General features: G+C 33.6%; 11 protein-coding genes. 7 read left to right on the top strand and 4 right to left on the bottom strand.

The window, feature by feature from the left end; all coding sequences use genetic code 11:
• Positions 1-78: 78 nt before the first annotated feature.
• From PQ462_RS14940 to PQ462_RS14930, 3 genes are all read right to left on the bottom strand, one after another.
• Positions 79-768: a hydrolase gene (locus tag PQ462_RS14940; RefSeq protein ID WP_012026247.1), complete on the bottom strand. Its 690-nt coding sequence runs from the start codon at positions 766-768 to the stop codon at positions 79-81.
• Between the two features lie 226 nt (positions 769-994).
• The gene (locus PQ462_RS14935; RefSeq protein WP_012026246.1) at positions 995-1309 is read right to left on the bottom strand and encodes a hypothetical protein; all 315 of its coding nucleotides are present in this window, start codon (positions 1307-1309) and stop codon (positions 995-997) included.
• A gap of 977 nt (positions 1310-2286) precedes the next feature.
• Entirely contained in the window at positions 2287-3318 is a 1032-nt protein-coding gene (locus PQ462_RS14930; RefSeq protein ID WP_274250585.1) for a helix-turn-helix domain-containing protein, read from the bottom strand.
• Between the two features lie 107 nt (positions 3319-3425).
• On the opposite strand from PQ462_RS14930, the gene PQ462_RS14925 reads away from it, so the two are divergent.
• The 3 genes from PQ462_RS14925 (at position 3426) to PQ462_RS14915 (ending at position 8602) form a co-directional block, all read left to right on the top strand.
• A complete protein-coding gene (locus PQ462_RS14925; RefSeq protein ID WP_274250584.1) occupies positions 3426-5819 on the top strand; it encodes a TonB-dependent receptor in 2394 nt (797 codons plus the stop codon).
• 22 nt (positions 5820-5841) lie between these two features.
• Positions 5842-7080 carry a DUF4374 domain-containing protein gene (locus PQ462_RS14920; protein WP_274250583.1) on the top strand — a complete coding sequence of 413 codons (1239 nt, stop codon included), beginning with the start codon at positions 5842-5844 and terminating at the stop codon, positions 7078-7080.
• 73 nt (positions 7081-7153) lie between these two features.
• The gene (locus tag PQ462_RS14915) at positions 7154-8602 is read left to right on the top strand and encodes a PepSY-associated TM helix domain-containing protein (protein ID WP_274250582.1); all 1449 of its coding nucleotides are present in this window, start codon (positions 7154-7156) and stop codon (positions 8600-8602) included.
• A gap of 88 nt (positions 8603-8690) precedes the next feature.
• Here PQ462_RS14915 and PQ462_RS14910 read toward each other — a convergent pair whose 3' ends face one another.
• Complete coding sequence (locus PQ462_RS14910; RefSeq protein ID WP_274250581.1) at positions 8691-9620, bottom strand: alpha/beta hydrolase; 930 nt, start codon at positions 9618-9620, stop codon at positions 8691-8693.
• A gap of 396 nt (positions 9621-10016) precedes the next feature.
• Here PQ462_RS14910 and PQ462_RS14905 point away from each other — a divergent pair, with 396 nt between their 5' ends.
• The 4 genes from PQ462_RS14905 (at position 10017) to uxaC (ending at position 14648) form a co-directional block, all read left to right on the top strand.
• Positions 10017-11486, top strand: a complete 1470-nt coding sequence (locus PQ462_RS14905; RefSeq protein WP_012026239.1) for an MFS transporter — start codon at positions 10017-10019, stop codon at positions 11484-11486.
• 98 nt (positions 11487-11584) lie between these two features.
• Positions 11585-12424 (top strand): 5-dehydro-4-deoxy-D-glucuronate isomerase, encoded by an 840-nt coding sequence (kduI, locus tag PQ462_RS14900; RefSeq protein WP_012026238.1) that lies wholly within the window; start codon positions 11585-11587, stop codon positions 12422-12424.
• A gap of 4 nt (positions 12425-12428) precedes the next feature.
• On the top strand, positions 12429-13220 hold the full coding sequence (locus PQ462_RS14895; RefSeq protein ID WP_073409989.1) for a gluconate 5-dehydrogenase: 792 nt from the start codon (positions 12429-12431) through the stop codon (positions 13218-13220).
• A 24-nt stretch (positions 13221-13244) separates the two neighbouring features.
• A complete protein-coding gene (gene uxaC / locus PQ462_RS14890) occupies positions 13245-14648 on the top strand; it encodes a glucuronate isomerase (RefSeq protein WP_274250580.1) in 1404 nt (467 codons plus the stop codon).
• Positions 14649-14724: the final 76 nt, after the last annotated feature.

The following is a 14724-nucleotide window of genomic DNA, read 5'->3' as shown; positions in this document are numbered from 1 at the left end:
TTATTTATGAATTTTAAAATCCGTTTTTATCTGCGTCTTAGCGATAGCGAATCCGTTTCATCCGTGTTCCATCTAAAATTAGTGTTTCAACATTTCGTGAGCATATTGAACACCTACACCATAAGCTCCGCCGTATTTTTTAACTAAATCAGTCACAGGAACATAAGTTTCCTGACGAGCCCAGTCACGTTGTAATTCTAATAAATATTGTAATGAAGTAATTGGGTGCGCACCAGCCTGAACCATACGGGTTACAGCCATTTCGTGAGCTTCTTTAGAAATGTCGCCGCTTGCATCTGTAATTACATAAACATCATATCCTTCGTTGATTGCTGATAAAGCTGGCCCTACGATACAAACACTTGTCCATAAACCGCCAAGAACGATTTTCTTTTTACCTTTTGCAACTATAGCTTTGTGAGCAGGAATATCTTCCCAGGTATTCATTGAAGTACGGTCGATATAGTTTGATGTTTTTTGCGGGTAGAATTCTTCAATTTCTTTAAAAACGGGTCCGCTGAATGATTTTTCGGCTACTGTTGTTACAATGGTTGGAACTTTGAATATTTTTGATGCGCCTGCTACTAAAGCAGTGTTGTTTCTAAGCTGATCGATTGGAATGTTGTTTACTGCAAAGGCCATCTGGCTTTCGTAATCAATTAAGACTAAAGTATGGTTGGTTGGATCTAACTGTGCCGGACTTGGTTTTTGAGCGAATCCGATAAAAGTTACTAAAGATAAAACTGCTGTAAGGATTAATTTTTTCATGATAATTTGATTTTGTTGTTAAATAAAGGTTTTGAAATATTTTGTATTTGATTTTCAGTGTTTTGCATTCAAAATAAATGCCTTGTTTTTAATGTCTTGATTTTAAAAGGTTTTCAGAAAAGGCAATAGTGATCCTGACGATATATCGTCGATTTAGCGACGAATATTCGTTAATAGATTATTATTTAAGCTTTTAGTGAATTTTTAAAAGAGAAAAATGCGGCGCCTAGATTTTTCCTTTTAGATGTAAGCGGTGGAGAATTTCTGATTTTAATAATCCGCTTCCGCCGCCAAAATGTTCAATTACTTCTACGTCTGGCTGTTGTTTTAAGCAAAATAAAGTAAACTCTTTTTCGACATGGTCTTCGATTCCGGAGCTCAATAGAACAACGTCGATTTTGTGATTCTGAAAATAGTCCTGAGCTTCTGTTTCGCTGCTAAATGCGACTGCGTTCCAGTCTTCATAAGCATTTACAAGGCGAAGTAAAATGGCCAGGATCGCTTCGTTTTTTCCGAGTAATAAGAATTCAAGTGTTTTCATTTTTTTTTAGTTTCTAAGATTCTAAGATACTGAGGTTCTAAGTTTTTTCTTCACTTTGAAATTTCAGTTTCGCAGAACTTGTGATTTATATTGCAAATTTATTAGTTCCAATTTCAACTCAACTTAATCTAGAATAAGAAAGATTTTTTTTAAGATTCTAAGGTACTAAGACACTAAGATTCTAAGTTTTTTCTTTTTCGATTTCAGTTTTTTACAGAACTTGTAATTTATATTGCAAATTTATTGGTTTCAATTTCAATTCAGCTTAATCTAGAACAAGAAAGATTTTTTTTAAGATTCTAAGGCACTAAGATTCTAAGTTTTTTCTTTTTTCGATTTCGGTTTTTGACAGAACTTGTAATTTATATTGCAAATTTATTGGTTCCAGTTTCAACTCAGCTTAATCTAGAATAAGAAAGATTTTTTTTAAGATTCTAAGGTACTAAGACACTAAGATTCTAAGTTTTTCTTTTTTTGATTTTGGTTTTTGACAAAACTTGTAATTTATATTGCAAATTTATTGGTTCCAATTTCAATTCAGCTTAATCTAGAACAAGAAAGATGTTTTGGGGGCTATTTTCTGTGTTTTGATAATTTTAAATGTATTTTATTAATCTAAAAACTTCGTTATAAATTGTAAAAGTATGAGGTTTAAAGTTTTAGATTCCTTGTGTTTTAGGAGGTTCAAAATTTTTAGAAAAAATCTTTGCTGAATGCGGAAAGCCGTAATGATTTTTCAAAAACTGAGCATAGATTTGCTGCGTAGAAATCAAAGAACAGCGTTTTACCTTTTTTGCTGCGCTTTTATGGTTTTTGCGGTTAAAAATGTTTTTGGAGAGACGATTTTTAATTTTAAAATTTGACATATTCATTTGATCGTGGGTAACTTGTAGAAAATAGTTATACAAATACTGTCTAATTTTTTTAGGGTTTTAGATTTGGCTGATTATTCAGCCTTAATCTAAAATCCTTTTTTATTAGCTAAATATCAGAATTCCGGTAATCCAAAAATAAATATAGTCCCAATTGCTTTTAAATTTTTGAGGAGAAGAGCCGTAGAAACTTTTAAATGCAGCCGAGAAATGAGAAATATCTTTGTAACCGCATTTATAGGCTACTTCGCTTACTGTTGAGGCTTTATCCTTAAATAATTCTTTAGCATATTCCATTCGTAATTTAATAATAAAACTTTTAACAGTTGTTCCAAAACAGGCTTTAAAACCCTTTTTTAATTTAAATTCATTCAGCGAAATCATTCTCGAAAGTTCAGTTAGATTTGGAGCGTGAACATAATCTTTTTCCAGAATTAGTTTTGCTTCCAGAAGTTTAGAGTAATCTTCATCGTCAATTTTGTCTTTTTGTCCGGGTTGTGTAATAATGGCTTCGAGCTGATGTATTAAAAGTTCTCTGATTTTGGTTTCGAGAAACATTTTTTTCAGCGCACCTTTTCGGTTACAGTTTCTAATTTCAGAAATTATCCATTGTATTGCCGGAGTAAATGGAATGTATTTATTTGTGAGATAACTTGATTTTTTTAAATGAATGTTTTTAGAGAATTTTTCATGGACTTTCCAGTCCTCATTGATTATGTTATAATAAAATTCTTTAGAGAAAATAATAGCTAAATAATTTACTTGTTCAAATGCGGGTATAGTATAAGTAGCTTTAAATTTTGTGGTGTAAAAAATATTGTGTGTACTTTCCTTAATGTATTTATCTGATTCAGGGAGTTCGATATTGGTTTCGATGTTGCCGGAGTTTACAAAATCCATTACAACGCATTCTTCGTTAATCTCAAAAACATCTGTCTGCGATTTACTAAGACATATTCGAGTATCAATAAGAACCATTCCGTCAGTAGATAATATGTGACTTTTTATTTCATCTGTTTCTTCCTTTTTTATGTCGATAATTTCCTCTGTAAGAATACTTTTTGGATCGTAATGGTCTTTGATTTCAATATTAATAATTGGTTTTTCATGGGCTGATAGTTTCGATTTGATCTTCAAAATATAATCCGTTTTTACAAAATAATAATCCGTTTTTCCCTAACTTTTTTAAAGCAGTTGAGAGTACTTTTGCGCCAAAGTTATTTATAATTAGTCTAATTAAATATATGTCAACGCCAAAAATTTTATTTTTTATTTTATTTTTCTTCTTTTCGTTCTTGTCATTTTCCCAGCAAGATAAAGGGGTTACAGTGACCGGACAAGTCGTTGAAAAATCTGGGCAAACAGTTCCATTCGCAACAATAGTAATAGAAAAAACTGACTTAAGTATGATTTCCGACGAAAACGGAAAGTTTACTTTCAAAAATGTTAAACCGGGAAGGTATACTATAAAAGTTTCTGCAATTGGTTTTTCGGGCTTTAAAAAAAGTATAGAAGTTTCTGGAACTAGTATAAATATTCCGGTTCAATTAGACAACGAATTACAGGAATTAGAAAATGTATCTGTACTAGGACGTTCGGCAGTTGAAAAGATCAATAAACAAGCTTATAACGTAACTGCCGTCGATGCAAAAAAACTGCATAACTCCACTTTAGATCTGGCACATGCCTTAGATAGGGTTTCAGGAGTACGTTTTCGCGAGGCTGGAGGTGTAGGATCCCGATCAGAATTATCCATTAATGGGTTTTCTGGGAACCAGATTAAAATTTTTATTGATGGTGTGCCGATGGATAATTTCGGCTCGTCTTTTCAAATCAATAATATTCCAATTAACCTGGCAGATCGTGTAGAGGTTTATAAAGGTGTTGTGCCTATTTGGCTGGGTGGAGATGCTTTAGGAGGAGCTGTTAATATTGTAACGAACAGCAAACCTCGAACATATGTGGATGCTTCTTATTCCTTTGGATCATTCAATACGTTTAAAACTGCTGTAAACGCGGGCTATATTTCAAAAAGTGGTTTTACGACAGAGATTAATGCATTTCAAAATTATTCGGATAATAATTATTGGGTAAATGTTGAAACCAATGATTTGGAAACTGGTAAATATTATCCAGAAACACGAGTAAGAAGATTTCATGATAATTACCATAATGAAACTGTAATTTTTAATATTGGAATTACAGGTAAAAAATATGCCGATAAATTAATGATTGGTTTTACAGCCGGACAAAATAAGGCGGATATTCAAACCGGAGCCAGAATGGTAGCAGTTTTTGGTGAAAGGTATATACGCGGGAATACTTTGATGCCTACTTTAAAATACCAGGTAAAAGATTTGTTTACAAAAGGGCTGAATGTGGATGTAACGGGAAATTTTAATTTTGGTTATGAACAAACTGTAGATACTGTAAATAGACGATACAATTGGTTTGGGCAATATACAACAAATGCTGGCCCGGGTGGAGAAGCCGGCAGATCTCTGTATAAATTTAAAAACAACAATGGAATAGCTACTTTCAATGCGTCTTATGCTATAGGAGAACGTCATTCTTTGTTAATAAACAATACATTTAACACATTTGACCGTAAAGGAAGTGATGAACTTTATCCTGAGTCCATAACGTATCAGCAGCCTGAAAAGCTGCAAAAGAATATTTTGGCATTGGGCTATAAATTTGACTTCAATCAAAAATGGAGTACCTCATTATTTTTAAAGAATTATGATTTAAAAACTACTCTCACCAGAAGTTATAATCCTTCTGGAAACTGGGGAGATGTTGCCTATATGGAGTTAAATGATAAATCATCTTCTTTAGGTTATGGAGGAGCAAGCAGCTATTATTTAAAGCAAAATTTGCAGCTAAAAGCCTCTTATGAAAAAACCTATAGATTACCTACATCGAATGAAATTTTTGGTGATCCCAATGATAATTTACAGGGTAATAATAATTTAAAACCAGAATCGAGTAACAATATTAATTTGGGTTTAAGTTATCAAACTAGTTTTAATGATATTAATGCCTTAACATTTGATGTAAATGGTATATATCGTAATGCTGCTGATTTTATTCGTACTGAATTTAATAATAATCAGAACAAAACTGTAACTGTTAATCAGGGAAGTGTAAGAACAAAAGGTATTGATGGAGAGATTCGATACTCTTACAAAAAGCGTTTTACATCTGGTATTAATATGACTTATCAGGATATACGCAATATGACCAAATATGAGCCAGAGCAAAATTTTGTTTCCTATTACTACAAGGACAGAGTACCCAATATTCCTTATTTATTTGGTAATCTGGATGGAACAGTTTTTTTCAACGATGTATTTAAAAAAGGAAATAATTTATCTGCAGGCTATAATCTTCTTTATGTACATGCTTATTATTTGTACTGGCCAAGTAGAGGAGGCTCAAATGGTAAACACGATATTCCAGTACAGTTTAAGCATGATTTAAACTTGGTTTACACAATGGCCGATGGAAAATACAATATCGCCTTAGAGTGTCAAAACTTATTGGATAATGAGCTTGTAGATAATTTTTCACTTCAAAAACCTAGTCGTGCTTTTTATCTAAAATTTAGATACTTCTTTAACAAGTCAAATAAATAATTTAATATAAACTTTAATACTTATGAAAACAATTAGCAAATTACCTTTACTATTAGCTGCGTTTGCTTTCACTTTTACTTCATGTGAAAGTAACGACGAAAAAAATGAAGGAAGTAGTGGAGAAACTGGAAAATCAAAATATATAGTTACTGTTTCTACAGGAGCAACTGGAGTAGCAGATTATTTATTAACTGCTGACGACATTACAAAAGGATCAATTACCACAGCAGGAAATGGATTAGAACAAGACGGTACTTATCGTTACTATTTATCAACGCAAAATAAATTTTTTAGTTTTCTATACGGTCAGGGAAATCCGGGAGCTGTTACTACTTATGGCTTAACTGCGAATGGAGATTTAACTAAGACTTCAAATTTCCAGGCGGAAACAGTACAAGTTTTTGCACCCGTTAACAAAGATATTTTAATGGTAAAAGTACCTAGAAGCGGGGCTTCAATTTCTTATATGTATAAAGTTGATGCAGAACAGTCGATACTTACAGGAACCGTATCACAAGATACCAGACTTTTAATTGGAAATAAAAATCCAGATTTAGCAGAAAGAGCTCATTTTACCTGGGCAACTCAGGTGGGAGATAAAGTATTTATGCCTTATATGAAAATTAATGGTATTGCTCCGGATACTTTTGGAACAAGACATGCTGATAGTACTTGGGTAGCTGTATATAGTTATCCAGACCTAAAATTAGAAAAAGTAATTAAAGATGACCGTACAAGTTACTTAGGAGCTTATTTTACTAATGGATTGTTTCAGGATGAAAAAGGAGATGCTTACGGATTTTCTGGAGCTGTTGGAACAGCTAATGGTGTAGTTAGTTCTACAAAACCTTCGGCTGTTGTTAGAATTAATAAAGGCACTACAGAATTTGACAAATCTTACTTCTTTAATGTTCAGGAAAAATCAGGAGGGTACAAAATTTCTTCAACAAGTTACATCTCAAATGGTAAGTTCTTATTATTAATGTACGGAACTCCTGGGACTAATTCTGGAGCTGTTAAGTTAGCTGTTGCTGATGTATACAACCAAACCTTTAAATGGGTTACGGGCATCCCGGCTTTATTAACAAGTGCTACTACTCGTTACAATATTGCTACAGAAGATGGAAATTCTGCTGTTCTTGGTGTAAATACACCTGATGGAAACTGGATTTATACCATCAATGGTACCTCTGCAGCAGCTACACAAGGTATGAAAGTTGAAGGCGGTCAGATTACTGCAATTCAGAAATTAAAATATTAATTATTTTTTTAAAACCGTGAGTCTTTTGGCGGGGACTTGCGGTTTTATTTATTCTATTTATCTATCAAAAAATATGTTTTCCTCTTCAAAACCAAAACCTAATACTAAGAAAAAAAGCAAAAAATCGCTTTTTAAGCGTGTTATGGCCTGGCTTCATTTATGGCTTGGTCTGGCATCTGGAATTATTGTCGTTATTGTAAGTCTTACGGGCTGTATTTATGTTTTTGAAAATGAAATAAAAGATTTTATCGAAGACTGGCGTTTTGTAGAGCCTCAGGAAAAAGCATTTTTACTTCCCTCACAATTGGTAACTATAGCCGATAAAAAGATGAAGAACAAGCATGCTGCAAGTGTTACTTTTGGTGAAAAAGATGATGCTGCCATTATAGGTTATTTTGTTGAAAAAAAAGAAGATAACGAAAAAGGCAGAGGAGAAAAGGGGGAACATAAAAAAGGTGAAAGAAAAGGCAGAAAAAATGATATCGCTGAAAATAAAGGTGAAAAAGGAGAGATAAAATCTCAGGAAAAGCCTTCTGAAAAAGCTAAAGGGAAAAAGGGAGAAAAGCCTAAAAAAGGCAGACGACAAGGAACTTTTATCAGCGTTTATATGAATCCGTATACAGGAGAAATATTAAACGTAAAAACTTTTTCTAGAGGAGATTCTCCGGATTTTTTCAGATGGATATTAAACGGCCACCGTGCTTTATGGCTTCCGTATGATATTGGAAGACCAATTGTAGGTGTTGCAGTTTTAATTTTCGTTGTGCTTTTGATCTCAGGAATAGTGCTTTGGTGGCCAACCAAATGGATCAAATCAATTATCGATAAGAGTTTTAAAATTAAGTTGGATGCGAGTTTTAAACGTGTTAATTATGACTTCCATAATGTACTGGGTTTTTACAGCTGTATTTTTCTTTTCTTTATTGCTGTTACCGGTTTGGTTTGGAGTTTTGGGTGGTGGAGTAAATCCTTGTATTGGGTTACTTCTGGAGGAAAACCACTGACTGAAAACCGTGAATCTCCAAAATCTGATACAACTAATATTAAAGCTTTTGATATTACTACTGCCGATAAAGTTTTGCTTAAAATGCAAAAAGAAAATCCGCAGGCATCTGGAATTTTGATATCAATTCCGTCAAAACCGGCAGATCCTATTGGAGCTTTTGTTTACAAACAAAAAAATACATTCTATAATATGGACCGTTATAGTTTTGATCAGCAGAGTTTAAAAGAAATCTCGATTAAAACACCTTTTTCAGGAAAATATATAGATGCAAATATTCCGGATAAAATCCGCAGAATGAACTATGATATTCATGTGGGAAGCGTACTGGGGCTTACAGGGAAATTTATTGCTTTTTTTGCCAGTTTGATTTCTGCAACACTGCCTATTACCGGATTTATTATCTGGTGGGGAAAACAGAAATTTGGCAAAAAGAAGCCAGCAGCAAAACCAAAAGTGGCTGCAAAAGCAGTTCCGGTTCCCAAGAAAAATATTGCAGAACAAGAAGTGACTGCTTAGGAAAAATTAAAATTGGTTTTTAATTTCTTTTTTTTGTTTTTTTTTAAAATAGAAGGCAAAACGTATTACGTTTTGCCTTTTCTGTTTTTTAATTATAACCATTTGCTTTAAGCCATTCTTCACAGTCTCTAGTCCAGAATCTGCTTGTATCTTTTACGCCTAAACCAAAACCATGACCTCCTTTTTCATATAAATGTAACTCCGCTGTAACACCATTTTTTTTGAGTGCTAAATAATAATTTATACTATTTTCCGGTATCACAACAGTATCATCTGTAGCGTGAATTAAAAAAGCAGGCGGTGTCTGCGCGGTGACTTTCTTTTCGTTTGAAAATGAGTTAATTAAATCCTGAGACGGATTATTTCCTAATAAATTAGTCTGAGAACCCTTATGCGTCGTTTCGTTTTCCATTGAAATCACCGGATATATTAAAAGAGAAAAATCCGGACGCGCACTTACTTTATATGCAGACTCATACACTTTGTCATCATAATGTGTTGAGGCAGTTGATGCTAAATGTCCGCCGGCAGAAAAACCTAATATTCCAATTTTATTAGGATCAATATTCCATTTTGCTGCATTTTGTCTTACATAACGCACAGCTTCTTGTGCATCCTGTAACGGCCCAACATTTTTATTCTTCATAATTAAATCACTCGGAAGTCTATATTTAAGCACAAAAGCCGGAATCCCCAATCTGTTAAACCATTGCGCGACTTTTGTTCCCTCTTTATCAATGGCTAAATGCTGGTAACCTCCGCCCGGCAGAATAATTACAGCAGTTTGATTTGGCTTTGTTACAGCCGGAAAAAAGGCAGTTAAGGTGGGTATTGTAACTAAACTGGTGCTTTGTACTTTTCCATCTGTTGTAACTTCTTTTTCTTTATAGTCGGCAGATTTGATTTCATCAGGTATTTTATTCCAAAGCGGGATAACCTGATTTTGAGCACTTGAATGTAATACAATTCCTGAAAAAAGCAGGACAGTGAGTAAATAAAGGGTTTTTGTGTTTTTCAATTTTAAGTTTAATTAGTTGTTTTACAATGATTTATTGCTTGTTTGCAGCTTTTGTTTTAAAAGTGACAATATAGGATAAAACTCTTTCAAAACTATCTTGTTTTAGGACAATTTTACCCCTAAAAACGTATAAATTTCACCTGTTGACTTTTAACATATATATTGTTTAATGTGTAATTTTGAGTTCTTTTTTTTATGCAATATATTAAATTACATAGTTAAAATAATTTTATATATAATTTATTTGGAATATAAAGATTAAAAACTATATTTGTGCAATCGATTACATTATTACGGTTTTATAAAATTAAAATATTGATTTTAATGTGTTTAAATTATGCGTAGTGTGTATAAGATTTTTCCAAAAAAAATATCTAACTATAATAACCCGTTACCATGAGTCAAACCGATGCTGTTACAGTAAATCAAACCGTTAAGTCCGCAGGAAGATATCGTTGGAGTATATGTGCTCTGCTTTTTTTTGCAACCACTATTAATTATCTCGACAGACAAGTTTTGTCTTTAACTTGGAGTGATTTTATTGCACCGGAATTTCATTGGACAAATAACGATTATGGAAATATCACGGCTTTATTTTCTATTTTTTATGCCGTTTCTTTATTATTCGCAGGAAGATTTATAGACTGGATGGATACTAAAAAAGGATTTCTGTGGGCAATTGGAATTTGGTCTATAGGAGCTTGTTTACATGCATTTTGCGGTATCGCTACTTCTGGAATTATTACCGGAAACTGGCTGGTAGGATTTCATGGATCAAAAGAAATTATAAGTACAATAAACGACACGGGACTTGTAATTAATGTAAGTGTGGCTTTGTTTATTTTTGCTCGTTTTGTTTTGGCAGTTGGAGAAGCTGGAAACTTTCCTGCAGCAATTAAAACGACAGCAGAATATTTTCCTAAAAAAGACAGAGCATTTTCTACAAGTATATTTAATGCTGGTGCCACAGTTGGTGCATTGGCAGCTCCAATTACAATTCCGTTTATTGCAAAATCATTTGGATGGGAAATGTCTTTCATCATTATTGGAGCATTAGGTTTTATATGGATGGGATTCTGGGTTTTCATGTACGACAAACCAGAAAGACACCCAAGAGTAAGTCCTGAAGAATTAGCTTATATTCAGCAGGATGATATTGCAGACAGCAAATTAGAAGGTTATGTTCCGGAAACAACTTCAAAAGTTTCATTTGTAGACTGTTTTAAATACAAACAAACCTGGGCTTTTGCTTTTGGTAAATTTATGACAGATGGTGTTTGGTGGTTTTTCTTATTCTGGACTCCGGCTTATTTAAGCTCAGTTTACGGAATGGATTCTACAGAAGCAGCTTTACCATTATTTGTTTTATACATGATTACATTATTATCAATTATTGGCGGCTGGCTTCCAACTTATTTTGTAGAAAAGAAAGGAATGAACCCATACGAAGGAAGAATGCGAGCGATGTTAATTTTTGCTTTCTTCCCATTGCTGGCCTTAATTGCACAACCGTTAGGATATATCAGTTACTGGGTTCCGGTAATCATCATTGGAATTGCAGGAGCGGCACACCAGTCTTGGTCGGCAAATATTTTTACAACAGTAGGAGATATGTTCCCTAAAAAAGCTATTGCAACAATTACAGGAATTGGTGGTTTAGCAGGAGGAGTAGGATCGACTTTAATCAATAAAGGCTCTGGAGTTTTGTTTGATTATGCTAAAGAAACTGAAATGGTTTTTATGGGATTCAAAGGAATAGAAGCAGGGTATTTTATCATCTTCTCTATCTGTGCTGTATGTTATTTAACAGGATGGATTGTAATGAAATCTTTAGTTCCTAGATACAGTCCGATCACAAATTTGTAATGGATAATTTTTCTAAATTGAATAATTTTTTCATTTGAATTATGGTTTTTCAATATAAAAAATTAATTTTGTGCAATCGATTACATTAAATAAAAATTATGACAAAATATAGTTCAAGATACGCGTCAAGCCCAGAAGCTGTAAAAAAATATGATACACAGCAATTGAGAGAAGAATTCTTAATTGATGATTTAATGCAGGAAGATGAAGTTGTATTGGTTTATTCACATTACGACAGATATATTGCAGGTTCTGCAGTGCCGGTAAAAGGAGATTTAGTTCTTGAAACAATCGATCCGCTTAAAGCGCCTTATTTTTTAGAAAGAAGAGAATTAGGGATTATTAATGTAGGAGGAAGCGGTTCTGTGGTTGTTGAAGGAACAACTTATGAATTAGGATTTAAAGATGCTTTATACATTGGAGCTGGAAATAAAGAAGTGGTTTTTAAAAGTGATGATAAAAACAATCCTGCTAAATTCTATTTAAACTCTGCGCCAGCGCACACAACTTATCCTACTAAGAAAGTAAGTTTAGCTGAAGCTAATAAACTACAATTGGGTACAATGGAAACGGCAAATCACCGTACGGTTAACCAAATGATTATTGGAAGCGTTGTTACAACCTGCCAATTGCAAATGGGAATGACAGAATTGAAACCAGGAAGCGTTTGGAACACTATGCCGGCACACGTTCACGATCGTAGAATGGAAGTTTATTTCTATTTAGATATTCCGCAAGATCAGGCAGTTTGCCACTTTATGGGGCAACCGCAAGAAACGAGACATATCTGGATGAACAATCATCAGGCAGTAATTTCGCCTCCTTGGTCAATTCACTCAGGTTCAGGAACCAGCAACTATACTTTTATCTGGGGAATGGCGGGTGAAAACTTAGATTACGGAGATATGGATGTTTGTAAAATCACTGATTTAAGATAAGAAAATGACAAACTTATTTGACATAAAAGGAAAAATTGCCCTTATTACAGGAAGTACGCACGGACTGGGAATGGCAATGGCAAAAGGACTTGGACAAGCCGGAGCAACAATTGTTGTAAACGGAAATTCATCTCAGGATAAAATTGATAACGCTGTAAAAGAACTTCAAAGTGAAGGAATTAATGCAGTTGGTTACAAATTTAATGTAACTGAAGAACAGGAAGTAAAAGATGCTGTTGCTAAAATTCAGGCAGAAGTTGGACCAATCGATATACTGATTAACAATGCCGGAATTATTAAAAGAATTCCGCTTCTGGATATGGAAGTTTCAGATTTCAGAGAAGTGGTTGATATTGATTTAGTAAGTCCATTTATCGTTTCTAAGCATGTTGCAAAAGGAATGATTGAAAGACGTCAGGGAAAAATAATCAACATTTGCTCTATGATGAGCGAATTAGGAAGAAATACGGTTTCTGCTTACGCTGCTGCAAAAGGCGGTTTAAAAATGCTGACGAAAAACATGGCAACAGAATGGGCAAAATATAACGTTCAAATCAATGGAATCGGGCCAGGTTATTTTGCAACAGAGCAGACAAAACCAATTAGAGTTGACGGACATCCGTTTAATGATTTTATCATAAGCAGAACTCCTGCTGCAAAATGGGGAGATCCAAGTGATTTAGCCGGAGCAGCAATATTTTTATCTTCCAAAGCGAGTGATTTTGTAAACGGGCATATTTTATATGTTGACGGTGGAATCTTAGCTACAATTGGAAAACCTTCAAACGAAGAATAATTCTCAAATTATATTAAAAAAGACATGAGCGCAAATACATTCATACACGACAATTTTTTATTAGAAAATAAATACGCTGAAGAGTTATATCACAATTACTCTAAAAATCAGCCGATTATTGATTACCATAATCACTTAAATCCGCAGTTTATTGCAGAGGACAAGATTTTTGATAACATTACGAATGTATGGATTAACGGCGATCATTACAAATGGCGTGCAATGCGTACGTTAGGAATCAATGAGCAGTTTGTAACAGGAAACGGATCTGATAAAGATAAATTCTTAAACTGGGCAAAAACAGTTCCTTATACAATGCGTAATCCTTTGTACCACTGGACGCATTTAGAATTAGCTCGTTATTTTGATATTTATGATCTGTTGAATGAAAAATCAGCTGAGAAAATTTATACAGAAACAACAGAGAAAATAAATTCTCAGGCTTACAGCACGCAGAACCTTCTTAAAAAAGTAAACGCTGAATTAGTTTGTACTACTGAAGATCCAATTGACAGTTTAGAATTTCACAAAAAATTCGCCAACAATTCGACTGGAATTAAAATGAGTACGGCTTTCAGACCTGATAAAGCCATCTTAATTGCTAATGATGGTTATAATGCATATCTGGACACATTAGGGGATGTGTCCGGAGTTGCAATTAATACTTTTGCTGATTTACAGGCAGCATTAAGAAACAGAATTGAATTTTTTAATGCAAACGGATGTAAATTAAGCGATCACGGTTTAGACCAAATTTATTTTGAAGATTTTACAGAATCTGAAATCAGTTCAATCTTCAAAAAGAAAAGAGAAAACAGAACTATAACGCCAGAAGAAGCTTTAAAATTCCAAAGTGCTGTTTTGGTATTCCTATCAGAAACGTATCATGAGTTTGGATGGGTGCAGCAATTTCACTTAGGCGCATTGCGTAACAATAATGCTCGTATGCACAGAATTTTAGGTCCAGATACAGGATGGGATTCTATTGGAGATTATCCGCAGGCACAAAAACTATCTAGTTTTTTAAATGCTTTAGACAGTAAAGATAAATTGACAAAAACAATTATCTACAACTTAAATCCAGCTGATAACGAAGTTATGGCAACAATGATTGGAAACTTCAACGACGGAAGCGTTCGCGGAAAAGTACAATTTGGTTCTGGATGGTGGTTTTTAGATCAAAAAGACGGAATGACAAAGCAGTTAAATGCACTTTCTAATATGGGATTAATAAGCTGTTTTGTTGGAATGCTTACAGATTCAAGAAGTTTCTTATCATTCCCAAGACACGAATATTTCAGACGTATTTTATGTAATCTTCTTGGAGACGAAATCAAACGCGGAGAACTTCCAAATGATATGGAATGGATTGGGAAATTAGTTTCTGATATTTCATACAATAATGCTAAAGAATATTTCAAATTTTAATTTTTTTTAAACCATTAATACATTAAGAAAATTAAGTTTTTGGTTTAATAAATAGTTACTTAAGTAATAAAGATAA

The organism is Flavobacterium sp. KACC 22758, assembly GCF_028736135.1.
Lineage (GTDB): Bacteria > Bacteroidota > Bacteroidia > Flavobacteriales > Flavobacteriaceae > Flavobacterium > Flavobacterium johnsoniae.
Note: the sequence above shows the minus strand (reverse complement) of the source record. Positions and strands in the feature narration are given on the sequence as shown.

What these genes read in the sequence shown, in the direction of transcription:
- PQ462_RS14940 (WP_012026247.1), bottom strand. Translation starts at nt 768, where the DNA reads ATGAAAAAATTAATCCTTACAGCAGTTTTATCTTTAGTAACTTTTATC.
- PQ462_RS14935 (WP_012026246.1), bottom strand. Translation starts at nt 1,309, where the DNA reads ATGAAAACACTTGAATTCTTATTACTCGGAAAAAACGAAGCGATCCTG.
- PQ462_RS14925 (WP_274250584.1), top strand. Translation starts at nt 3,426, where the DNA reads ATGTCAACGCCAAAAATTTTATTTTTTATTTTATTTTTCTTCTTTTCG.
- PQ462_RS14920 (WP_274250583.1), top strand. Translation starts at nt 5,842, where the DNA reads ATGAAAACAATTAGCAAATTACCTTTACTATTAGCTGCGTTTGCTTTC.
- PQ462_RS14915 (WP_274250582.1), top strand. Translation starts at nt 7,154, where the DNA reads ATGTTTTCCTCTTCAAAACCAAAACCTAATACTAAGAAAAAAAGCAAA.
- PQ462_RS14905 (WP_012026239.1), top strand. Translation starts at nt 10,017, where the DNA reads ATGAGTCAAACCGATGCTGTTACAGTAAATCAAACCGTTAAGTCCGCA.
- kduI (WP_012026238.1), top strand. Translation starts at nt 11,585, where the DNA reads ATGACAAAATATAGTTCAAGATACGCGTCAAGCCCAGAAGCTGTAAAA.
- PQ462_RS14895 (WP_073409989.1), top strand. Translation starts at nt 12,429, where the DNA reads ATGACAAACTTATTTGACATAAAAGGAAAAATTGCCCTTATTACAGGA.
- uxaC (WP_274250580.1), top strand. Translation starts at nt 13,245, where the DNA reads ATGAGCGCAAATACATTCATACACGACAATTTTTTATTAGAAAATAAA.